The following is a 21690-nucleotide window of genomic DNA, read 5'->3' as shown; positions in this document are numbered from 1 at the left end:
TCGCCTGCGAAAGGCTTTCGAAGGCGCTTTGAAGCGCGCGACGGCGGCGGCGAGGAAGGCTTAAACGGCGTGTGAAACTGTTGTCATCCGTTCTTGCGCGAAATGCCAAACGATTTTGCGCGCTATACTTGCACACGCGATGACAGATGCCGTACGGGACGCTCCGCGGGCAAGGGCAAGTCTGGCGGGGAGGGTGAGCCTATGAGACAGGGAGGTTGGCTGGGGAACCTGGATTCGAACCAGGACTAACGGAGTCAGAGTCCGTGGGTCTACCGTTAACCTATTCCCCAATGCCGATGGATGCTGTGTCCGGATCTGACCGGACATCTGGACCTGCAACAGCCATACCGGCTCTGGAGCCTTTGGCGATGCAGTCCGGCCGGAGATGCTCTTCAGGAAAGATGCCCTTCAGGAAAAAACTCCCCGGCGCCTGCCGCGCGAACGGCAGCGCATCCATGGGCGGCTTTTTATGAATCTGGACCCGCGCTGTCAAGCACGGATGCCGGTCCTTGGAAAAAATGCTGCCCCAGCCTGTGCATATCCGGGGTTGGCAGAGGGCGCGCGCGCAAGGTCGGGACGCGCGCGGGGCAGCGCGTGCCATGGGATTTGCGGCTGTCGGGGGGCTTCCCGTGGGGCAGAACGTTGCGGGCGGCGGATATGGTGGTAAACTCTCCCCAACGACAATGCGTTTTCTGGCGGCGGCCACGATGCGGCCGACACAGGAAGGCAGAGGCACCCATGGGTGCCGGTAAGGACAGACTGTGAGCGAATCGGGACAGATGGAGCCGGGCGACAGCCGGCTGCATCCCGGCTCGACACCGGGACAGAACGACGCGACAGGCGCCGGCACAGGGCCCGCCAAGCGCAAGAGGTCCCGGAAGAGACGCAGGCCGAAGGGCGCCGCTGGCGCCCCGGCCGGGGGCTCCGGGCAAGGTGCGGCACGCACGGCCGGAGACCGGGATGCCGGAGCGAACGCCGTCGGCGCGCCACCACCAGGGGGCGTGAACGGGAAAGCTGCATCCGCGGGCAGCCGAAAGCGGGCGCGCAAGCGCCACCGTCCCAACCGGGCGGAGCGGCGTGCCGATGCCAGCCGGACGGACACCAGCCAGACAGATGCCAGCCGAACGGCTGCGAGCCGGGCCGAAGGGCAGACACCCGCCGAGACGGCGGGCCAAGCCGAGCCGGCAACGCGCGCGCAGACTGCGCCGCAGGCTGGCAGGGCCGCGATCCGGTACAAGGAACAGCCGCAAGCAGGGGCGCGGGACGCTGCGGCGCTGCGGCGTGGTGTGCCGACGACCGGACAGCAGGCAGGGTGGGGGGCTGGGCAATCGGGCCCCGGCAGCCATGGTGAGGGCTCTGGGAAACACGGCCGCCCGGCGGACCAGGTGCACGCGGCGGTGCCCCACTGCGCGTCCGGGTTGCCGGCGCGCGGGCGGGACGAACCCGTGGCCCACCGGCCGCCGCCGCATGGGCATGCGGTGGCCGGGCCAGAGGCGGAGCCGCCGGGGCGGCTCTATGCGGCGCTCGATCTTGGCACCAACAATTGCCGCCTGCTGGTGGCGCGGCCCGAGCAGCGCGGCTTTCGCGTGGTCGATGCCTATTCGCGCATCGTCCGGCTGGGCGAGGGGCTGGGCCATACCAACCGGCTGAGCGAGCCGGCGATGGAGCGGGCGCTGGAAGCGCTGGTCTGTTGCCGCGACAAGCTGGAGGAGCGGGGGGTCGATCGCTTCCGCCTGATCGCCACGGAAGCCTGCCGCGCGGCGGAAAACGGGCCGCAATTCATCGAGCGGGTGCGGCAGGAGACCGGTCTTGCCCTGGAGATCGCCTCGCGGGAGACCGAGGCGCGACTGGCGGTCGCGGGCTGCGCGTCGCTCGTGTGTCCGGATGCCAATGGCGTGGTGCTGTTCGACATCGGCGGCGGATCGTCGGAGATCGTCTGGCTGGACCTGCGCAACCGCTGCGGCGCGCGCGGCGTGGCGCTCACCCGCTTCATCCGCGCCTGGATCTCGCTGCCCGTCGGCGTCGTCAACCTTGCGGAACGCCATGGCGGACGCCATGTCACGACCGACACGTTCGAGGCGATGGTCAACGATGCCCGCGCGCATCTGGAAGCCTTCTCGCTGGGGCGGGAACTCAGCGCGGCGATCTGCGACGGCAAGGTGCACATGCTCGGCACATCCGGCACCGTCACGACGCTGGCCGGCGTGCATTTCGGCCTCAAGCGCTATGACCGGCGCCGGGTCGACGGGGCGTGGATGGACACCGAGGATGTCTCGGCGATGATTGAGCGGCTGCGTGCGATGCCGTATGAGGAGCGCGTCGACAACCCGTGCATCGGCGCCGACCGGGCCGATCTCGTGCTGGCGGGCTGTGCGATCCTCGAGGCGATCCGGCGGCGCTGGCCGTGCCAGCGGCTGCGTGTCGCCGACCGGGGCTTGCGCGAGGGCATCCTGATGGAGCTGATGGCGGCCGACAATGTCTGGCGCCGAAAGCCGCCGCACCGACAGCGCCCGCGCGGGCGCACGAGATAGGACAAGGCAATGACCACTTCGGGCCGCGGACGCGGCGACCGCGGCATGTTCGAGCGGGTGAAGACCGCGCGCAAGCGGTCGAATTCCTCCACCCGCTGGCTGCAGCGCCAGCTCAACGATCCTTACGTTCGCCGGTCGAAGATCGACGGCTATCGCTCGCGCGCGGCCTACAAGCTGCTGGAGATCGACGAGAAGCACAAGCTGCTGAAGCCGGGTCAGAGGATCGTCGATCTGGGTGCTGCGCCCGGTGGCTGGTGCCAGGTGGCGGCGGCGAAGACCGGGTCCACCGACGAGGATCCGCTGATCGTCGGCATCGACTATCTGGAGATGGAGCCGCTCCCCGGCGTGGTGCTGCTGCAGAAGGATTTTCTCGACGACGACGCGCCGCAGGCCCTGCTGCAGGCGCTGGGCGGCCATGCGCCGGACCTGGTGATCTCCGACATGGCGGCGCCGACCACCGGCCACCGTCAGACCGACCACCTGCGCACGACTCACCTGTTCGAGGTCGCCGCCCTCTTTGCCCGCGAGACCCTGGCGCCGGGCGGGGCGTTCCTGTCCAAGGTGTTTCGCGGCGGAGCCGAGAACGATCAGCTCGCCGAGCTGAAGCGCGACTACCAGACGGTGCATCACATCAAGCCGCCGGCGAGCCGCAAGGAAAGCCCGGAACTCTATGTTCTGGCGAAGGGTTTTCGCGGCCGCAAGGACTGAGCGAAAGACACTCGCCGCATCGGTGCCGTTAAGAAAAGACCGCGAAGGGACAAGTCCTTCCGTGATCGCGCTTCCCTTCCCGTCGTACGCGTGTTAATGACCCGCGCCAACTTCTCCCATCTGCGACCGCTCCTCCGGACGCCTCCCGTCCGGACCAGGGTCGTTTTTCCTGAAAGGGGAATTGGCCGATGCCCGCATTCTACCAGTCCATTCACGGTACGGAGGCTCTGACCTTCGACGACGTCCTGCTGATGCCGGGCCATTCGGAGGTCCTGCCGGCGGAAACGGATCTTCGTACCCGGGTGACGCGGGAGCTGGAGCTCAACCTGCCGATCCTGTCGAGCGCCATGGACACCGTCACCGAGGGGCGGCTTGCCATTGCCATGGCCCAGGCCGGCGGCATCGGCGTGATTCACCGCAATCTGACCATCGATCAGCAGGCCGAGCAGGTCCGCCAGGTCAAGAAATTCGAGTCCGGCATGGTGGTCAACCCGCTGGTGATCGGCCCCGAGGCGACGCTGCAGGAAGCGCTGGACCTGATGCAGCATTTCGGCATTTCCGGCGTGCCGGTGGTCGAGAACGGCGGCTCGGGCGGGCATCATGTCGGCCGGCTGGTCGGCATTCTGACCAACCGCGACGTGCGCTTCGCCTCCGATCCGGCGCAGCGCATCGCCGAGCTGATGACCCGCGAAGGGCTGGTCACAGTGCGCGACAGTGTGAGCCAGGCCGAGGCCAAGCGGCTGCTGCATGCGCATCGCATCGAAAAGCTGCTGGTGGTCGACGACCGCAACCACTGCATCGGTCTGATCACCGTCAAGGACATGGAGAAGGCTCAGCTCAACCCCAACGCTTCCAAGGACGAGCAGGGCCGACTGCGGGTCGCAGCGGCAACCAGCGTCGGGCCGGAGGGTTTCGAGCGGGCCGAGCGGCTGATCGATGCCGGCGTCGACCTTCTGGTCGTCGACACCGCCCATGGTCATTCCGAGCGGGTGCTGGAGATGGTGCGCCGGGTCAAGGCGCTGTCGAATGCCGTGCAGGTCCTTGCCGGCAACGTCGCCACGGGCGACGGCACGCGGGCGCTGATCGACGCCGGCGCCGACGCGGTCAAGGTCGGCATCGGTCCGGGCTCGATCTGCACCACCCGGATCGTCGCCGGCGTTGGGGTGCCGCAGCTCACCGCGATCATGGAGGCCTGCGCGGTTGCCGAGAAGGACGGCGTGCCGATCGTCGCCGACGGCGGCATCAAGTTCTCGGGCGATCTTGCCAAGGCGCTGGCGGCCGGTGCCTCCGCCGCGATGGTCGGCTCGCTGCTGGCGGGCACGGACGAGAGCCCCGGCGAGGTCTACCTGCACCAGGGCCGCTCCTACAAGGCGTATCGCGGCATGGGGTCCGTCGGCGCGATGGCGCGCGGCTCCGCCGACCGCTACTTCCAGGCGGAAGTGCGCGACACCTTGAAGCTGGTGCCGGAAGGCATCGAGGGTCAGGTTCCCTACAAGGGGCCGCTTGCCAGCGTCCTGCACCAGCTCGGCGGCGGCCTGCGCGCGGCCATGGGCTATGTCGGGGCCCGTACCATCGCGGATCTGCAGGACAAGGCGCGCTTCGTGCGGATCTCCGGCGCGGGCCTGCGTGAAAGCCACGCCCATGACGTGACGATCACCCGCGAGAGCCCGAACTACCCCGGCGGCGTTTGAGGACGGCGACGGTCGAGAAGAAATATCAGCCGGCACCGGGCGGAAGAGATCTTCCGCCCGGTGTCGTTTTCCGGACCGGTTTTTCCGGATCGTGCCGGCCGATCACCCGAGAGCGGCGTCCGCAACCTGCGCCTGTGAGCCGCGCCGCCGGCCGCCGCGGCGCGGCGCGCGGGGTTCCCGCGACATCTCCAGAAGGCGATGGGCACAGGCGACGAGCAGCTCGGGCGAGGCTCCGTCAACGTCCTGGGCGGCATAGGAGAAGAACGCTTTCCACGCCCGAATTTCCTTATCCGGGTCGGTAAATGTACTTTCGGTCGGCTGTCTGATGTCGCTTTTCATGGCATCCTCCTCCGATAAACAAGATTTGGCACTCAGTGACGTTATGGAAGCGTTATTTGTATTCTACTCATAAGCACGTATTGGTTGTATGTTTGGTGTGCTCTGTCAATAATATCGAGGCGTCACTACTTAAGGTTGACTTTGAAACAATCCCAGGGTGAAGGCTGCTCGCGAAAACGACATGCCACGCCACCCTGTCGCGGCGGTGCCAGACATTGGCAAGGCGCGGAGGATCGGCTAAAGCAGCCGAAAGGGTGCAGTCCCGGTCAGGCCGGGATCGGCTGGCAGGGTCTTTGGCGTCGTGCCGTCGGGCAGCGGCGCGACGCGGGCGATGTCGCGACCTGCTGGCGCGCATGGACGGATTTCGAGGACACGAAGCATGAAGGACGGAGGCCGCCTGGCTGCGGCAATCGAGATTCTCGGCGATGTCGAGCAGGCGCGCCGGCCGGTGCAGGAGGCGTTGCGCGATTGGGGCCGGCAGCATCGCTTTGCCGGCTCCGGCGACCGGCTGGTCATTGGCAACCTCGTGTTCGATGCGCTGCGCCGGCGGTTGTCGCTGGCTGCGATCATGCAGGACGAGAGCCCGCGCGCGCTGGTGCTGGCCACCTATGCGCGAATCTGGGGCTTCGGCGTCGACGGTCTTGCCGCGGTGCTCGATGGCGACCGTTTCGCGCCCGAGGCGGTGACGCAGGAGGAGGCGGCGCGGCTTGCCGCAGAGGCTCCGGCCGAGATGGCGCCGCATGTGGCGGCCGACATTCCCGAGTGGCTGTGGCCGCAGTTCCACGAGGCTTTCGGCGATGCCGCGGTCGAGGAGGGCAGGGCGCTTGCCGCTCGCGCGCCGATCGACCTGCGCGTCAACCTGCTGAAGGGCGACCGCGAGCGCCTGCTGCGCAAGCTCTCTCACCTCTCCTTGCACGCGACGGCGATCTCGCCGGTGGGGCTGCGGATCGAGCCGCCGCTCGGCAAGGAGCGGGCGCCGCACGTTCAGGCGGAAGAGGGCTTCCGCAAGGGCTGGTTCGAGTTGCAGGACGAGGCGAGCCAGGTGGCGGCGCTCGTTGCTGCGTCCGTCGAGCCGGCGCAGGTGCTGGATTATTGCGCCGGCGGCGGTGGCAAGACGCTGGCGCTGGCCGGCGCGATGGGCAATCGCGGGCAGATCTACGCCCATGATGCCAGCAAGCTGCGGCTCGCGCCGATCTTCGAGCGTCTGCAGCGGGCGGGCGCGCGCAATGTCCAGGTGCGAGACCCGGAGGCGGCGACCCTCACCGACCTGGAAGGGCGGATGGATCTCGTTTTCGTCGACGTGCCGTGTTCGGGCACCGGCGTGTGGCGCAGGCGGCCGGATTCCAAGTGGCGTATCACGCCCAATGCCCTTGCCGCGCGGGTGCGCGAGCAGCACGAGGTGTTGTTATCGGCCAGCCGGCATGTGCGCCCGGGCGGCCATCTCCTCTACGCCACATGCTCGCTGCTGCCTTGCGAGAATGGCGAGCAGGTGCGGGGCTTTCTGGCCGAGGCTCCCGGCTTCGAGGCGATCTCGCTGGAGCCGCGCTGGACGGAGCTGTTCGGGGAGGCGGCGCCGCGTCCGCGTTTCGAGGCGCCCGGCTTTGCAACGCTGAGCCCGGCGCGCACCGCGACCGATGGCTTCTTCATCGCCTTGCTGCGGCGGCGCGAGGAAGCCTGAGACCGTCGCCGTCCTGCGTCAGATGCCGGACCCTCGTCAGATGCCGGGCCCTCGTCAGATGCCGGGAAAGAGCGGCAGGTTCTCCTGGTCCCGTCGCGTCTCGCCCGGTGGGTCGGTGTCCGTCTGCGCAGCCTCTTGCGCGCCCTGCGGGGCAATGTCCTCGGCTGCGGGTCCCGTCGGCGCGACTGCGGCCGCTGCGTCGTCCTGCTGTCGTTCGGACAGCAGGCGCTCGGCACGCTCGGCGGCCTCCTGCGCCCGCTCCAGCGCCTGTCGCTCGAGTTGCGGCACCAGCACGTCGAGATCGCGCCAGACCCCTTCCGGCACCCGGTCGCGCTGGCCCGCAGCCATCAGCACGCTGCGCGCCTGCAGCCCGGCGCCGGCGGCCGCGAGCGCGGTACCGAGCGCGTTGCCGGCGGCACGGTTGTCGCCATCCAGCTCCCATGCAGCGCGGGCATTGGACAGGGCGCCGGCCAGGTCGCCTGCCTTGCGGCAGGCATGGCTGAGCTGGATCGGGTGGTCGGGATTGTCGGGTTCGAGCTCCTGCGCGCCGGCAAAGGCCTCGATCGCCTCGCTCCAGCGCTCGCCGGCAAGATGGATCGAGCCGAGCAGCGCCATGATCTCGGCATCCGCCGCCCCGCGCACCACCGCCTGGGTTGCGGCGTCGAGTGCCTCCTCAACGCGGGCCTGGCGGAACAGGGTCCGGGCAAGTCCCTTGAGCGCCGGCACATAGGTCTCGTCGAGGCGCAGGGCCTGGCGGTACTGGGCGATGGCCGCGGCGACATTGCCGAGCGGCGCCTGGGCATCGGCGTCGAGCGTGAGGGCGGCGGCGCTTTCCGGCATCGCCTTGAGCAGGCGGCGGGCATGGGGCGCGGCCTCGGCGTGGCGGCCGGAGCGGATCAGGATGGTGGACAGGCCATAGAGGGCGTTGCGGTTGTCGCGGTCGAAGTCGAGCACGGCGAGAAACGCCTCGCGGGCCTGCTCGTCGCGGCCGAGCAGCAGCAGGGCATTGCCGAGATTGGCGCGGGCGGGGCCGTGCTCGGGCCGGGAGAACACCACCTGGCGCAGCAGCGTCACCGCCTCGTCGAGGTCGCCCTTGCGCATCATCGCGGTGCCGGCGCGGTAGCGGGCCTCGAAATCGTCCGGGTCGCGGGTCATCAGCGCCCGGTAGATGTCGAGGGCGCCGTCGAAGTCGCCGGCGGCCTCGCGCGCGGCGGCCGCGATGAGGGCGTCGGAGGCTTCGGGCGGCGAGAGGAATGAGGCCATGGATCGGGTGGGCTCCTGAGCCGCGCTTGTGCTTCCCCGGCTCGGGTCGCGGCGATTCGGCCGCGCCTCCGGAGGGCAGGTCATTGCGGGAGCGTAGGGTGCTTCGCCCGCATGGTCAAAGTTCCCACGCCCGTTCCCGCAGTTATCCGCAGCCGTCCGGCGAGATTGCGGCATTGCGGCAGGCGCAGGGCCGGGAGGACAAGATTCCTGTTCAAAACCTGCGGCGCTTTGGCTATTAGCTGCCCATGACCGACCAGCTCCTCATCATCGATTTCGGCTCGCAGGTAACCCAGCTCATCGCGCGGCGGCTGCGCGAGCTGAACGTCTATTGCGAGATCCATCCCTTCCAGAACGTCACCGACGCCTTCCTGGCCGAGTTCCGGCCAAAGGCGGTGATCTTCTCCGGCGGCCCGGACTCGGTGGTCCGCGAGGGATCGCCGCGCCCGCCGGCCTCCGTCTATCAGCTCGGCGTGCCGATCCTCGGCATCTGCTACGGACAGCAGGTGATGATGCAGGATCTCGGCGGCCAGGTGGAGGGCGGCAAGATCTCCGGCGGCGGCGGCACGGCGGAGTTCGGCCGCGCCTATGTGACACCGACCGAGCAGCGGCTGCCGTTCCTCGACGGCTGGTTCGAGGAGGGGCGCGAGCAGGTCTGGATGAGCCATGGCGACCATGTCAGCCGGCTTGCTCCGGGCTTCGAAGTGTTCGGCACCTCGCCCAACGCGCCCTTCGCCATCACCGCCGATCCGGCCCGCCGCTTCTATGCGGTGCAGTTCCACCCGGAGGTGCACCACACGCCGAACGGCCGGCGGCTCTACGAGAACTTCGTCAGGCAGGCCGGTTTCACCGGCGACTGGACGATGGGCGCTTATCGCGAGGAGGCGATCCGCAAGATCCGTGAGCAGGTGGGCGACAAGAAGGTGATCTGCGGCCTGTCCGGCGGCGTCGACAGTTCGGTTGCGGCGGTGCTGATCCACGAGGCGATCGGCGACCAGCTTACCTGCGTCTTCGTCGATCACGGCCTGCTGCGTCTCGGCGAGGCGGAGGAGGTCGTGGCGATGTTCCGCGACCACTACAATATCCGCCTGATCCATGCCGACGAGCAGGAGCTGTTCCTGTCGGCGCTGGAGGGCGTCAGCGACCCGGAAGTGAAGCGCAAGACCATCGGCAAGCTGTTCATCGACGTGTTCCAGAAGCATGCGAACAGCATCGAGGGTGCCGAGTTCCTAGCGCAGGGAACGCTCTATCCGGACGTGATCGAAAGCGTGTCCTTCTCGGGCGGCCCGTCGGTGACGATCAAGAGCCACCACAATGTCGGCGGCCTGCCGGAGAAGATGGGCCTGAAGCTGGTCGAGCCCTTGCGCGAACTGTTCAAGGACGAGGTGAGGGCGCTCGGGCGCGAGCTCGGCCTGCCGGACAGCTTTATCGGCCGCCATCCATTCCCCGGCCCCGGCCTTGCGATCCGCTGTCCCGGCGAGATCACGCGGGCCAAGCTCGACATCCTGCGCAAGGCGGATGCGGTCTATATCGACCAGATCCGCCGCCATGGGCTCTATGACGAGATCTGGCAGGCCTTCGTGGCGATCCTGCCGGTGCGCACCGTCGGTGTGATGGGCGACGGGCGGACCTACGACTATGCCTGCGCCCTGCGCGCGGTGACCTCGGTCGACGGCATGACGGCGGATTACTACCCGTTCAGCCACGAGTTCCTCGGCGAAACCGCGACGCGGATCATCAACGAGGTCGAGGGCATCAACCGGGTCACCTACGACATCACCTCGAAGCCGCCGGGCACCATCGAGTGGGAATAATTCGCGCCTACCCAGACGCCGCCGATAGCCGCCTATCTCCCTCTATAACGCACTGAAAATAAACAGTTTTCCTTCCGCCACCTTTCGCCGTCAATCGCCGAGCCAGCCTCGCGATCGACGGCGGAGCTGACGGTATGGGGCGTCTTGTGACATCGTGGAATTGCATATACCGTCATGGCTTAGAGAGCTTGTGACGGTATTTTTTTGACCCTTATTCCATTGAGAATAAAGGTAAATTCGCCGACGGGATTGGTCGATTTTGGCCTGACGGTATTTTCAGGGGGCTCTCTGGCGTTTTTTGAACGATCTAGGAGGGTCCGATGCTTACCGACGCGGCAATCAAAGCACTGAAGCCAAAGGACAAATTATACAAGGTCACTGACCGTGACGGTATGTATGTCGTCGTGAACCCGTCGGGCACCGTCGTGTTCCGCTACGACTACCGTATGCACGGTCGACGCGAGACCTTGACCCTCGGCCGATACGGGCCAGCGGGCCTTTCTCTCGCCCGTGCTCGGGAACAGCTAATCGACGCACAGCGCTCGATTCAGGAGGGGCGGTCGCCTGCCCAAGAGAAGCAGCGCGAGAAGCGCCGCATCAAGGAAGCAAAGAGCTTTGGGGAGTTTGGCGAACGCTGGCTGCAAGAGCACCGGATGGCCGAAAGCACTCGCGCGATGCGCCGCTCGATCTACGAGCGCGATATACTGCCGACGTTCCGCAATCGGTTGCTGACGGAAATCACGCCCGAAGATCTTCGGGCGATGTGCGACAAAGTGAAGAAGCGGGGAGCGCCGGCCACGGCGGTCCATGTCCGGGACATTGTGAAGCTGGTCTTTGCCTTCGCGAAGCTGCACGGGGAGAAGGTGGCGAACCCCGCCGAAGAGGTCGGGCCGGCGTCGATCGCGACCTTCGTTCCCAAGGACCGCTCGCTTTCGCCCGCTGAAATTCGGGTGATGCTCGGCCAGCTAGAGCATGTGGCTACGCTGCCGACCATCCGGCTCGGCTTGAAGCTGATCCTGCTTACAATGGTTCGCAAGAGCGAGTTGCAGGACGCGGTGTGGGATGAAGTCGACTTCGAGAATGCGGTGTGGTCGATCCCGAAGGAGCGGATGAAGCGTTCCAAGCCGCACAACGTCTATCTGTGCGAACAGTCGCTGGACATCCTCGTCGCGCTCAAGACCTGTGCGGGCAATTCGCGCTACCTGCTGCCCTCGCGCTACGATGCGGATGCGCCGATGTCGCGCGCGACCTTCAACCGCGTCACCGCGGCGGTCGTCGCGCAAGCCAAGAAGGCGGGTCTGCCGCTGGAGCCGTTCACCGTGCATGATCTTCGCCGCACGGGCTCGACGCTGCTCAATGAACTGGGCTTCAACAGCGACTGGATCGAGAAGTGCCTGGCGCACGAGGACGGGCGTTCTTCGCGCGGCGTCTATAACAAGGCCGAGTATGAGCACCAGCGCCGCCACATGATGCAGGAATGGGGCAATCTGATCGACGCATGGGTCGGCGGTCAGAAATACACCCCAACGCTCTATCCGGCCTCCATGGACCTTCTGGCCCCGGAGCCTAACCTTTGACCGGACGGGTCTTCCTGAGCGTGACGTCGGGTGCGGGGGCACGCTTGGCGGTCTTCGCCTTGGAGGCTCGACGGCGTTCTTCAAGCCAAGCCTCCACTTCGCCGAGGTCCCATACGACGGTTCGAGATGTCAGATAGAAGCGCTGCGGAAACTCGCCGCGCTGCTCCATGTCGTAGATGGTCGTGTCGGCCAGGGGAACGATCTGTCGAAGCTGGTGCCTGCGGATGGTGCGTTTGTTGAGAGGGGCCGGTGTCTGGCTCATCGCCCAGCCCCACCGTTTGCGATCCTGTCGTTCCATGTGTTCATGCCAAACCTCCTTTAATGTGGCCGGGGTAGCGACTTGGCTGCATTCTCGGCGTCTGGCGAACCATGGCGAAGGATCGGCCGCCGGTAGCGTGCCGCATTCGCGTTCGCTTGCGCACGGCACCCCAACCAACCGGGCTCGCATGACGTGTGCGGTTATAGGGGCGCTAATCACCGCATATCGTACGGTGATTATGCTGGTGAGAACGGAATGGGCGCGGCGGGAGCATAACGGCATCGCCGGTACGACCCGCGGGCATGGGCTCAGCCGGTGTTGCGCCGGGCCTTAGCGAAGCCGCGATCGGTCGAGATGAAGCGTTCGAGCATTGGCACGATCAGCTTGGCGGGCTCGATGGGTTCGCCGCCCTCGGCTAGCAGGCGGCCGTATTCTGTAAGATCGCGATGGAGCGCGGCGGGCAGCTCCAAGGCGACCTTCACAGGTTTGTCGTCGGCGATCGGGCCGAGTTTCAGCTTGGCCATAGTCAGTTCCTGTAGGGTTCGAGCACCAAATCCTTGGTGACGATGACTCGGACCGGAAAGCCGGGCCGGATGGTCAGCGTCGGCGCGACCTGCAATTGGCGCTGGACTATCTGCTGACCGGCCTGGTTTATCGTGTCCTGCGCGCCGTCGCGGATGGCGCGGATCGGCCGGTCATTGTCGTCGGTCGCGAGTTCCGCGCCGACGCCGAGCAGGGTCGAGAGCGCGGCGGCCTTAGCGAGATCCCACCAGTGATAATCGACACCATCCTCCAGGCCGGCATAGCCCTGGGTATCGGCGCCTGGCTGGCGCTCGAGAACGATCGAGCGCCCGTTAGGCATGATGAGGCGGTTCCAGACGAGCAGCACGCGGCGCTGACCGAACTGCACCGCGTTGTCATGCTGACCGATCAGCCTAGTGCCTTGCGGCACGAGCAGGATGCTGCCCGTCGGGCTGTCATAGATGTTTTCCGTGACCTGCGCCGTGATCTGTCCGGGAAGATCGGAGCGGATGCCGGTGATGAGCGCGGCTGAGATGACCGCTCCCGCCTGAAGCACGAAGGGCGATGCCGGCGGCGAGACGCGATCGGGCGTCACGGTGCGCCGGTCGGCTGCGGCGTTGAGAAAGGCAAGCTGCCGGTCCTGGGCGGTCGGTTGCCCTGCCGCGGCGCTGCCGGGATCGAATCCGGCGAGCCCGGGCATGGCCCCCGGCGTCGCGGCCGCAGTCGACCCCTGCCGTGACTGGAAGAACACGGCGCTGAGGCGCGCGGCTTCTTCCTCGGCGCGGCGGCGTTGCTCGGCCTCATCGACGCCCGGCGTCGGAACGACAGGCGGCACGACGGGCTGGCCGGCATTCTGCGCGGACAGGATGGGGCCTCCCAGATCGCCCGGCAACGCTGGTCCAAGAATGGGACCTGTATAGTCGCGCGGCAGTCCGGCAAGACCATCGGCGGGCTGGCGGTTGGACGTAGAATATAGCTCCTGACCGTCATCGCCGCCCGTGCGCGTCTGGAGCGCATAGATCAGCGCGCCGCCGATCCCGACCATGGCGACGGCCGCGAAGCTGGCTAACATCTTGCGTGACAGGCGCGTGACTCGGGGCGCTTCGGCACGCAGGCGCATCGGAGCGGTGTTGGTGTTGTCGGGATCGCTCATGACTGCGGCCTCCCATCCGTGCGGACGATCCTGACGGTCTGCTGGTTCTTGCCACCGCCAAGACGCAGCTCGGCCGCGCCGAACAGACGGTCGACGATCAGGATGTGTTGGTAGATGCGGCTGTTGGCGATCTGTGCCTCGCCTTCGGGGCCAATGACGAAGATCGGCGGCATTTCACCCTGCACGATCCCGCGCGGAAACTCGACATAGACACGGCGGCCGTCGTCATAGACGGCGACGGGCTTCCAGGGCGGATTGCTGGAGCCGGTCAGGCCATAGCGGTAGTTGCGGGCAGCAACGGCCGGGATGAATGGCGTTGCCGGGACGGCCTGACGCCCGCCGCCTGCCGGCTGCGGATAGGCCCAGGCCACGGCGGGCATATAGGGCTTCTCGCCGGAGCGCAGCTCGACCATGTAGGTGCGCCGGTCGGTGGTGATAACCAGATTGGTGGTGATGTCGGCGCGCGTCGGCTTCACCAGCACGTGGACGCGGCGGGCGACGCCGGAGCCGGACTCGGTGTCGCCGATGATCCAGCGGGCGGTGTCGCCGGCAGCGATCGGGCCTGCGCCGGTCAGGCTCTCGCCCGGTTCGAGCGCGATATTGGTGATCTGACCGGGAGCGGCATAGACCTGATAGAGCGCGCCTTCGCTCCACGGATAAACCTGTATGGCGTTAAAGTAGCCTTCGCGACGCGGCTGGACGCGGGCGGCGGCATTGGCGTTCTCGACGCGGCCGGTCGCGGTGCTGGCGGTCTGGCCACCACGCGCCACGGTCCAGGCCGGCGGAACGTGCAGCGGTTTCAAACGCTCGTCCGTTACGGCGGCGGGAATGGCCGGCAGCGGCGGCACGCTGTTGTCGTAGCTGATCTGCGGCGGCTTGGTGGAGGCGCAGCCGGCGAGCATGGTTGCCGAGAGCATCGCAGCCGCGATTGCGGGTTTGCGGATTGCCCGGTTCATTGGCCCATCTCCCGCGACCAGTTGATGGCGTTGACATAGATGCCGAGCGGATTGGCTTTCAGCCTTTCGGCGTCTCGGGGTGGCTGGAGGCCGATAGTGAGGATCGCGGTCCAGCGCTCCGTGCCGGAGAGCTGGCCGTTCTCGAAGTGCCGTTCCGTCCAGGCGACACGGAAACTGTCCGGCGAAGCGCGGATGACGCTGGAAACGTCCACCGCGATCTGCTGCTTGCCGATCTTGGTGAATGGGTCGTTGGTGCGGGCGTAGTCGTTGAGCGCTCCCGCACCGCGATCGGTCGTCCACTCATAGGCGCGAAGCCAGTTCTGGCGCACGATGATCGGATCGGCGGGAATACTCCTGACCTGCTCAATGAAGCGGGCGAGATGCCACGCGATCTGCGGATCGGTCGGCCGATAATCTGCGGTCGCCGGCGCGACGGTCTGGGCCTGGCCGAGCTTGTCAACCTGCACCACCCAGGGAACGACAGTTCCCTGCACCGACTGCCAGACAAGTGCGGCGGCAAAGCCGCCAGAGAGAACCAGCGAGCCGAAGGCCATGTATCGCCAGTTCTTGGCCTGTACGCGGGCGGAGCCAATGCGCTCGTCCCAGACCTGCGCGGCCTTCTGATAGGGCGTCTCGGGTTGCGGTGTTTTGCCGTAATGCGTGGCGGGGCGTCGAAACAGGTTCATGAGCGGTCACTTTCAGAGAGGTTGACGGAAGAGCCGGAGCCGTGGCTGTCGCCGGAGCGGACGGCGTGGGTCGTGGTCTGGACGCCGTGCGAGAGGCGCTGCGAGCGCTGCATTCGCTTCGCCCAATCGGGCTGGCCCTTGGCGGTGTGGGTGGCGGAAGCGGCGTCGGCTGCGGCATCGGCGGAACCGCCGACTGTCCCCATGGTCGAAGAGCCGCCCGTGACGCCGAGGCCGCTCTTCACGCCATCGGAAAAGCTGGACTGGACGCTGGCGGCCGCACGGCGAAGCGGCGATATGGCGGCGCTGCCAGCAGCGCGACCGATGCCGCCCATGCCGGATGCGGCGCCTGCCGCCCCGGACTGGCCGAGCGAACTGAGGCTGAAGGCGGCGGATGCCGCGCCGGCTGCGGTCGCGCCACCACGCACGGCGGCAGCGCCGGTGGAAAGCGTGGCTGCACCGCCCTTGGCGGCAAGGCCGGCAGCACCAGCGCCGGCCAGCACCATGCCGCCTGCGGCAAGGCCAGTTCCAACGGCGGCGCCCGCGCCGAGCTGCGGGCCGCCGGAGACGAGGCCGTTGGCGATGCCGGGGCCGAAGATGCCGAGGCCGAGAAGCGAGAGAGCGGCGAGCACGACGGCCATGGCGTCGTCGATGCTCGGTGTCTGGCCGCCGAACCCTTGCGTGAACTGTGAGAACAGCGTCGAGCCGATGCCAATGATGACGGCCAGCACCAGAACCTTGATGCCGGACGACACCACATTACCCAACACCTTCTCAGCCATGAAGGCGCTTTTGCCCCAAAGCCCGAAGGGGATGAGGACAAAGCCGGCGAGCGTCGCAAGCTTGAACTCGATCAGAGTGACGAAGAGCTGGATCGCCAGGATGAAGAAGGCGAGGATCACCAGCGCCCAGGCGAAGAGCAGGCACGCGATCTGGATGAAGTTCTCGAAGAAGGCGACCCAACCCATCAGGTCGGAGATGGATTCGAGCAGCGGCCGGGCGGCATCGAGGCCGGTCTGTGCGACCTTGCCGGGACGCATCAGGTCGGCGGCCGAAAACCCGGTCCCGCTCGCCTTCAATCCCAGCCCGGCGAAGCTGTCGAAGACGATCTTCGCCAGGTTGTTCCAGTTGCCGATGAGATAGGCAAAGGCCCCGACAAACAGCGTCTTCTTGACGAGGCGCGCGATGATGTCGTCATCGGCGGCCCAAGACCAGAACAATGCGGCCAGCGTCACGTCGATGACAATGAGCGTGGTGGCGATGAAGGCGACTTCGCCCGACAACAGGCCGAAGCCGGAGTCGATATAGCGGGTGAAGACCCCAAGGAAATTGTCGATGACGCCAGCGCCGCCCATGATCAATTCCCCTCGGTTCGGAGGGGCGAGAACGGCGCGGGCGTGCGGCCGAGAAAGCGGTCGCGCGTTTCCGCCCAGACCCGCATACACTCGCCATCCTCGGCAGCTTTCTGGCCGAGCTGCTGGCAACGGCGCTGGCCTTCACGCAGCGGGTCGGATGCGGGTTGGTGAAGGCGCACCGGCGAAGATGCCGACGCGTCCTCCTTGCGGGTCAGCTCGATCACCGTCGCCGTGAAGGCAACGGCGACGAAGACGATAGCGCCGAGGCGTGCCAGCATCTTGCCGTCCATGGTCACGACCTCAGTTGCCGTTGTTGAACATCCGCGCGCTGCCTGGCTGGTAGCCCGAGCCGGGCGTCAGGAAGCGGCGGCGCTGTTCGCGGCCCTGTTCGGCGGCGGCGGCACGCTCGGCCTCGGTGAGTGCGCTCGCGCGGCCGTTGGAGGCGAGCAGCGCGACGAGATCGGAGAGCTGCTGCGACTGGAGCGCGAGAAGCTGGTTGCCCGCCTGCGCCGCTTGCAAAGCGCCGGTCGCGCCCTGGCTCTGGTCGATCAGCGCCGACATCTGCGCGCGGTTGCTGTCGATATTGCCGACAACACCGGCCTGCACGCGCATGGCGTCCTGCAAGCCGCCAACCGTGTTCTGCCAGCGCGAGCGCGCATTGGCGACGAGCTGCTGGTCGGTGGCCGACATCGAGACGTTGCCGTACTGGCTTTGGAACGCCTGATCGATCTTCTGGACGTCGAAGGCGATGTTCTGCGCCTGGCCGAGAAGCTGCTGGGTCTTCTGGACGTTCTGCTGCAAGGTCTGGAGGGCAGAGAACGGCAGGCTGGCGAGGTTCTTCGCCTGATTGATGAGCATCTGCGCTTCGTTCTGAAGCGAGGTGATCTGATGGGTGATCTGCTCCATCGTGCGCGCCGCAGTGAGGACGTTCTGCGCGTAGTTCGTCGGGTCATAGACGATGCGCCAAGCATGGGCCGGCGTCGCCATCATCGGCGAGAAGGCCACCGGCGCCGCAGCGAGCACGGTTGCGGCGAGCGCCACGGCGCGCGAGCGGAAAGTACGGGTCTTCATGGCATGGTCTCCTTTTCGGCTTGGGGGAAGTTCGGGATGAGATCGGCCGCCCAACCGGCGTCGCGGGCGCGCAGCCATGCCGCGAGGAAGCCTTCGCGGCCGTGCTCGGCGACGAGGTTCGCGATGAGTGTCTGATCGGATTTGGAGGATGCGGCGCAGAGCGCGAGGCCAACCTCACACAAGCCCAATTCGAACAGGCGGTTGCCGCGCCGCGACTGGCAGTAATAGTCCCGCTTGGGCGTGGCCCGCGCGAGGATTTCGATCTGCCGGTCGTTGAGGCCGAAGCGCCGATAGATCGCTGTGATCTGCGGCTCGATCGCGCGTTCGTTCGGCAGAAGCAGCCGCGTCGGGCAGCTCTCGATGATGGCCGGCGCGATGCTCGAATTGTCGATGTCGCTGAGCGACTGCGTGGCGAAGATGACGGACGCATTCTTTTTTCTGAGCGTCTTCAGCCATTCGCGGAGCTGGCCGGCGAAGGCTTCGTCATCCAGGGCCAGCCAGCCCTCGTCGATGATGAGCAGCGTCGGCCGCCCGTCGAGCCTGTCGCCGATGCGGTGGAAGAGATAGGAAAGCACGGCCGGCGCTGCGCCGGTGCCGATCAGCCCCTCGATCTCGAACGCCTGCACGTCGGCCGAGCCGAGATGTTCGGTCTCGGCGTCGAGCAAGCGACCGTAAGCGCCGCCGACACAATAGGGACGGAGCGCCTGCTTGATGTCATTGGACTGGAGCAGGACCGCAAGACCGGTGATGGTGCGTTCCTCGACCGACGCGGAGGCGAGCGAGGTCAGCGCGGTCCAGATATGCTCCTTCACCTCAGGCGTGATGGGGATACCCTCACGCATGAGGATCATGACGATCCAGTCGGCCGCCCAGGCGCGTTCATAGGTGTCGTGGATGCGCGCCAGCGGTTGAAGCGAGACGGAGAACTCGTCCCCTTCGGTCAGCCCACCGCCGAGATCGTGCCAGTCCCCGCCCATGGCGAGCGCGGCGGCGCGGATCGAGCCGCCGAAGTCGAAGGCGAACACCTGGGACCGCTCGTAGCGCCGGAACTGGAGCGCCATCAACGCAAGCAGCACGGATTTGCCCGCGCCAGTCGGGCCGACGACCAGGGTGTGGCCCACGTCGCCGACATGGAGACTTAACCGGAACGGGGTCGAGCCTTCGGTCTTGCCATACAGCAAGGGGGGCGCACCGAAATGCTCGTCCCGTTCCGGCCCCGCCCACACGGCAGAGAGGGGGATCATGTGGGCGAGATTGAGCGTCGAGACCGCCGGCTGGCGGACATTGGCGTAGGCATGTCCGGGGAGCGAGCCGAGCCAGGCATCGACGGCATTGACAGTTTCGATAATGGCCGTGAAGTCGCGGCCCTGGATGACCTTCTCGACGAGGCGCAGTTTCTCGTCGGCAAGGCGAGGATCGGCATCCCACACCGTGATGGTTGCGGTGACATAGGCCATGCCGGCGACATCCTGGCCGAGCTCCTGCAAGGCCATGTCGGCGTCGGCGGCCTTGTTCGCCGCATCAGTGTCCACAAGGGCGGATGCCTCGTTGGTCATCACTTCCTTGAGGATCGCGGCGATGGACTTCCGCTTGGCGAACCATTGCCGCCTGATCTTGGTCAGCAGCTTGGTCGCGTCGGTCTTGTCGAGCAGGATCGCCCGCGTGCTCCAGCGATACGGAAAGGCCAGCCGGTTGAGATCATCGAGCAGCCCCGGCGTCGTCGCGGTCGGAAAGCCTATGATTGTGAGGACACGCAGATGCTGATCGCCAAGGCGCGGCTCCAGCCCGCCGGTGAGTGGCTGATCGGCGAGCAGCGCATCGAGACAGATCGGCGTCTCAGGGACGCGGACGCGATGCCGATTGGTCGAAACGGTCGAATGCAGATAGGTCAGCGTCTCGCTGTCATCGAGCCAGTCGCATTCGGGCATGAAGCCATCAAGCAGGGCCAGCACGCGCTCGGTGCGATCGGTGAAGGCGCGCAAGATCTCATGCGGATTGACGCCGGAGCGCTCGCGGCCTTCGTATAGCCAGGTCTCGGCGCGGGCGGCTTCCTCGGCCGGCGGCAGATAGAGGAAGGTCAGGAAGTAGCCGGAGACGAAGTGAACGCCTTCTTCCTCGAAATCGGCCTTGCGCTCTGCGTCGACGAGGCCTGATGCGGCGTCGGGGAATTGGTTCGCCGGATAGATCGCGGCCTGGTGGCGCTGAGCTTCGACGAAGATGCTCCACCCAGAGCCGAGACGGCGGAAGGCGTTGTTGATGCGGCCGGCGACGGCGACCAGCTCGGCCGCGACGGCGCTATCGAGATCGGGACCGCGGAACGACGCGGTGCGCTGGAAGGAGCCGTCCTTGTTCAAGACGATGCCGGGGCCGACGAGGGCAGCCCAGGGAAGGAAATCGGCGAGGCGGTTGGCGCTGCGGCGATATTCGGCGAGGTTCATCATGGCGTGGGCTCCCTCAGACCGACAGGTTTGCGGGGATGCGCAAGTGCCGGCGGCCGACCTCCACGAAGAGCGGATCGCGTTTCGCGGCCCAGACGGCGGCGAAGTGGCCGATGGCCCAGATGGCGAGGCCGACCAGCCAGAGGCGCAGGCCGAGGCCCACGGCCCCGGCCAGCGTCCCGTTGAGGATCGCGATGGAGCGCGGCGCACCGCCGAGCAGGATGTGCTCGGTCAGCGCGCGGTGGACCGGCACGGTGAATCCCGGCACGTCCAGTTGCTCGAAGGCGACCGCCATCAGACGAGCGCCCCGCCGCCGAACGAGAAGAACGACAGGAAGAAGCTCGACGCGGCGAAGGCGATCGACAGGCCGAACACGATCTGGATTAGCTTGCGAAAGCCGCCGGACGTATCGCCGAAGGCGAGCGCCAAGCCCGTTGCGATGATGATGATGACGGCGACGATCTTGGCCACGGGGCCTTCAATCGACTGAAGGATTTTCTGAAGCGGCGCTTCCCACGGCATCGAGGAGCCGGAGGCGTGGGCAGCAGGAACGAGGACGAGATTGACATAGGTGGCGGCAGCAGCGGTCGCGATCGTGCGACGTACGCGCATGGTGGTGGGGATCATGAATTATCTCCTGTGCTGGCGGGGATTGCGGGGCTGATGCGGTAGTCCCCGTCCGGGCCGAGTCCCTCGACACGGGCGAGTTCGGCAAGACGGCGCGCGGAGCCGCGGCCGGAGAGGACGGCCACGAGGTCGATCGTCTCGGCGATCAGGGCGCGCGGGACGGTGACGACGGCTTCCTGAATGAGCTGTTCGAGACGGCGCAACGCGCCTATGCCGGTGCCGGCGTGGATCGTGCCGACGCCGCCGGGATGGCCGGTGCCCCATGCTTTGAGAAGGTCCAGCGCCTCGGAGCCGCGCACCTCGCCGATGGGGATACGGTCGGGGCGCAGGCGCAGCGACGAGCGGACCAGATCGGAGAGCGTGGCGACGCCCTCCTTGGTCCGCATGGAGACGAGGTTCGGCGCGGCGCATTGCAGCTCGCGCGTGTCCTCAATGATGACGACGCGATCCTCGGTCTTCGCCACCTCGGCGAGCAGCGCGTTGGTCATCGTGGTCTTGCCGGTCGAGGTGCCGCCCGCGACGAGGATGTTGGCGCGCGCCGCGACCGCCGCGCGCAGCGTCAGGGCCTGGTCGGCCGACATGATCCCGGCGGCGACGTAATCATCGAGCGTGAAGACGGCGACGGCGGGCTTGCGGATCGCGAAGGCGGGCGCGGCGACGACGGGTGGAAGAAGCCCCTCGAACCGCTCTCCTGTTTCCGGCAGCTCGGCCGAGACGCGGGGGCTGCGGGCATGAACCTCCGCGCCGACATGATGTGCGACCAGGCGCACGATGCGCTCGCCATCGGCCGGCGAGAGGGTTTCGCCGGTGTCGGAAAGACCTTCGGAAAGGCGATCGATCCAGATGCGCCCGTCCGGGTTCAGCATCACTTCGACGACGGCAGGGTCTTCCAGAAAGCGCGCGATGGCGGCTCCAAGCGCCGTTCGCAGCATCCGCGCGCCGCGCTGGATCGCCTCTGGTTTCTGGTGAGAATTGTTGGTCATGCCGCCCCCAAATCCGTGGGGACGCAACAGATAGTTCCCCGATCG

At 66.9% G+C, this 21690-nt stretch carries 21 protein-coding genes and 1 tRNA gene; 6 read left to right on the top strand and 16 right to left on the bottom strand.

Annotation, left to right across the window (positions count from 1 at the left end):
• Positions 1-216 precede the first annotated feature (216 nt).
• Together TSB10P1A_RS17320 and TSB10P1A_RS17315 are read right to left on the bottom strand one after the other, a co-directional pair.
• Positions 217-290, bottom strand: a tRNA-Gln gene (locus tag TSB10P1A_RS17320).
• Positions 281-457 carry a hypothetical protein gene (locus tag TSB10P1A_RS17315; protein ID WP_186389187.1) on the bottom strand — a complete coding sequence of 59 codons (177 nt, stop codon included), beginning with the start codon at positions 455-457 and terminating at the stop codon, positions 281-283. The genes TSB10P1A_RS17320 and TSB10P1A_RS17315 overlap by 10 nt, the downstream gene beginning before the upstream one ends.
• Before the next feature lie 988 nt (positions 458-1445).
• On the opposite strand from TSB10P1A_RS17315, the gene TSB10P1A_RS23815 reads away from it, so the two are divergent.
• From TSB10P1A_RS23815 to guaB, 3 genes are all read left to right on the top strand, one after another.
• The gene (locus tag TSB10P1A_RS23815; protein ID WP_244293163.1) at positions 1446-2531 is read left to right on the top strand and encodes a Ppx/GppA phosphatase family protein; all 1086 of its coding nucleotides are present in this window, start codon (positions 1446-1448) and stop codon (positions 2529-2531) included.
• A 9-nt stretch (positions 2532-2540) separates the two neighbouring features.
• The gene (locus TSB10P1A_RS17305; RefSeq protein WP_186389186.1) at positions 2541-3239 is read left to right on the top strand and encodes an RlmE family RNA methyltransferase; all 699 of its coding nucleotides are present in this window, start codon (positions 2541-2543) and stop codon (positions 3237-3239) included.
• A gap of 188 nt (positions 3240-3427) precedes the next feature.
• Complete coding sequence (guaB, locus tag TSB10P1A_RS17300; RefSeq protein ID WP_186389185.1) at positions 3428-4930, top strand: IMP dehydrogenase; 1503 nt, start codon at positions 3428-3430, stop codon at positions 4928-4930.
• 102 nt (positions 4931-5032) lie between these two features.
• On the opposite strand, the gene TSB10P1A_RS17295 is transcribed toward guaB, so the two are convergent.
• Positions 5033-5269, bottom strand: coding sequence for a hypothetical protein (locus tag TSB10P1A_RS17295; protein ID WP_186389184.1), 237 nt, complete (start codon positions 5267-5269; stop codon positions 5033-5035).
• 379 nt (positions 5270-5648) lie between these two features.
• Between TSB10P1A_RS17295 and TSB10P1A_RS17290 the strand changes: the two genes are divergently transcribed.
• Positions 5649-6947: an RsmB/NOP family class I SAM-dependent RNA methyltransferase gene (locus tag TSB10P1A_RS17290; RefSeq protein WP_186389183.1), complete on the top strand. Its 1299-nt coding sequence runs from the start codon at positions 5649-5651 to the stop codon at positions 6945-6947.
• Between the two features lie 54 nt (positions 6948-7001).
• Here TSB10P1A_RS17290 and TSB10P1A_RS17285 read toward each other — a convergent pair whose 3' ends face one another.
• Positions 7002-8210, bottom strand: coding sequence for a lipopolysaccharide assembly protein LapB (locus TSB10P1A_RS17285; protein WP_186389182.1), 1209 nt, complete (start codon positions 8208-8210; stop codon positions 7002-7004).
• Positions 8211-8455: 245 nt separating this feature from the next.
• Here TSB10P1A_RS17285 and guaA point away from each other — a divergent pair, with 245 nt between their 5' ends.
• Together guaA and TSB10P1A_RS17275 are read left to right on the top strand one after the other, a co-directional pair.
• On the top strand, positions 8456-10021 hold the full coding sequence (gene guaA / locus TSB10P1A_RS17280) for a glutamine-hydrolyzing GMP synthase (protein WP_208987129.1): 1566 nt from the start codon (positions 8456-8458) through the stop codon (positions 10019-10021).
• A gap of 320 nt (positions 10022-10341) precedes the next feature.
• Positions 10342-11598 carry a tyrosine-type recombinase/integrase gene (locus tag TSB10P1A_RS17275; protein WP_186389181.1) on the top strand — a complete coding sequence of 419 codons (1257 nt, stop codon included), beginning with the start codon at positions 10342-10344 and terminating at the stop codon, positions 11596-11598.
• Here the strand turns inward: TSB10P1A_RS17275 and TSB10P1A_RS17270 are convergent.
• The 12 genes from TSB10P1A_RS17270 to trbB all read right to left on the bottom strand — a co-directional run bounded on the left by TSB10P1A_RS17270 (position 11588) and on the right by trbB (position 21645).
• Positions 11588-11860 (bottom strand): AlpA family transcriptional regulator, encoded by a 273-nt coding sequence (locus tag TSB10P1A_RS17270; RefSeq protein WP_066183631.1) that lies wholly within the window; start codon positions 11858-11860, stop codon positions 11588-11590. The genes TSB10P1A_RS17275 and TSB10P1A_RS17270 overlap by 11 nt on opposite strands.
• Positions 11861-12165: 305 nt before the next feature.
• On the bottom strand, positions 12166-12381 hold the full coding sequence (locus TSB10P1A_RS17265; RefSeq protein WP_186389180.1) for a DUF2274 domain-containing protein: 216 nt from the start codon (positions 12379-12381) through the stop codon (positions 12166-12168).
• Positions 12382-12383: 2 nt separating this feature from the next.
• The gene (locus tag TSB10P1A_RS17260) at positions 12384-13532 is read right to left on the bottom strand and encodes a TrbI/VirB10 family protein (RefSeq protein ID WP_186389179.1); all 1149 of its coding nucleotides are present in this window, start codon (positions 13530-13532) and stop codon (positions 12384-12386) included.
• Positions 13529-14488 carry a P-type conjugative transfer protein TrbG gene (trbG, locus tag TSB10P1A_RS17255; protein WP_186389178.1) on the bottom strand — a complete coding sequence of 320 codons (960 nt, stop codon included), beginning with the start codon at positions 14486-14488 and terminating at the stop codon, positions 13529-13531. The genes TSB10P1A_RS17260 and trbG overlap by 4 nt, the downstream gene beginning before the upstream one ends.
• Positions 14485-15174: a conjugal transfer protein TrbF gene (trbF, locus tag TSB10P1A_RS17250; RefSeq protein WP_186389177.1), complete on the bottom strand. Its 690-nt coding sequence runs from the start codon at positions 15172-15174 to the stop codon at positions 14485-14487. Before trbF ends, trbG begins: the two co-directional genes overlap by 4 nt.
• A complete protein-coding gene (trbL, locus tag TSB10P1A_RS17245) occupies positions 15171-16526 on the bottom strand; it encodes a P-type conjugative transfer protein TrbL (RefSeq protein ID WP_186389176.1) in 1356 nt (451 codons plus the stop codon). Before trbL ends, trbF begins: the two co-directional genes overlap by 4 nt.
• 2 nt (positions 16527-16528) lie before the next feature.
• Positions 16529-16816, bottom strand: a complete 288-nt coding sequence (gene trbK-alt, locus TSB10P1A_RS17240) for a putative entry exclusion protein TrbK-alt (RefSeq protein ID WP_186389175.1) — start codon at positions 16814-16816, stop codon at positions 16529-16531.
• Between the two features lie 10 nt (positions 16817-16826).
• Positions 16827-17597 (bottom strand): P-type conjugative transfer protein TrbJ, encoded by a 771-nt coding sequence (gene trbJ, locus TSB10P1A_RS17235; RefSeq protein ID WP_186389174.1) that lies wholly within the window; start codon positions 17595-17597, stop codon positions 16827-16829.
• Positions 17594-20038 carry a conjugal transfer protein TrbE gene (gene trbE, locus TSB10P1A_RS17230; protein ID WP_186389173.1) on the bottom strand — a complete coding sequence of 815 codons (2445 nt, stop codon included), beginning with the start codon at positions 20036-20038 and terminating at the stop codon, positions 17594-17596. Before trbE ends, trbJ begins: the two co-directional genes overlap by 4 nt.
• A gap of 13 nt (positions 20039-20051) precedes the next feature.
• Complete coding sequence (locus TSB10P1A_RS17225) at positions 20052-20330, bottom strand: VirB3 family type IV secretion system protein (RefSeq protein WP_066183505.1); 279 nt, start codon at positions 20328-20330, stop codon at positions 20052-20054.
• Positions 20330-20662, bottom strand: a complete 333-nt coding sequence (locus tag TSB10P1A_RS17220) for a TrbC/VirB2 family protein (RefSeq protein WP_186389172.1) — start codon at positions 20660-20662, stop codon at positions 20330-20332. Before TSB10P1A_RS17220 ends, TSB10P1A_RS17225 begins: the two co-directional genes overlap by 1 nt.
• Complete coding sequence (gene trbB / locus TSB10P1A_RS17215; protein ID WP_186389171.1) at positions 20659-21645, bottom strand: P-type conjugative transfer ATPase TrbB; 987 nt, start codon at positions 21643-21645, stop codon at positions 20659-20661. The genes TSB10P1A_RS17220 and trbB overlap by 4 nt, the downstream gene beginning before the upstream one ends.
• Positions 21646-21690 lie beyond the last annotated feature (45 nt).

It is taken from the genome of Stappia sp. TSB10P1A (assembly GCF_900185725.1).
In the GTDB taxonomy this organism is placed as follows: domain Bacteria; phylum Pseudomonadota; class Alphaproteobacteria; order Rhizobiales; family Stappiaceae; genus Stappia.
Note: the sequence above shows the minus strand (reverse complement) of the source record. Positions and strands in the feature narration are given on the sequence as shown.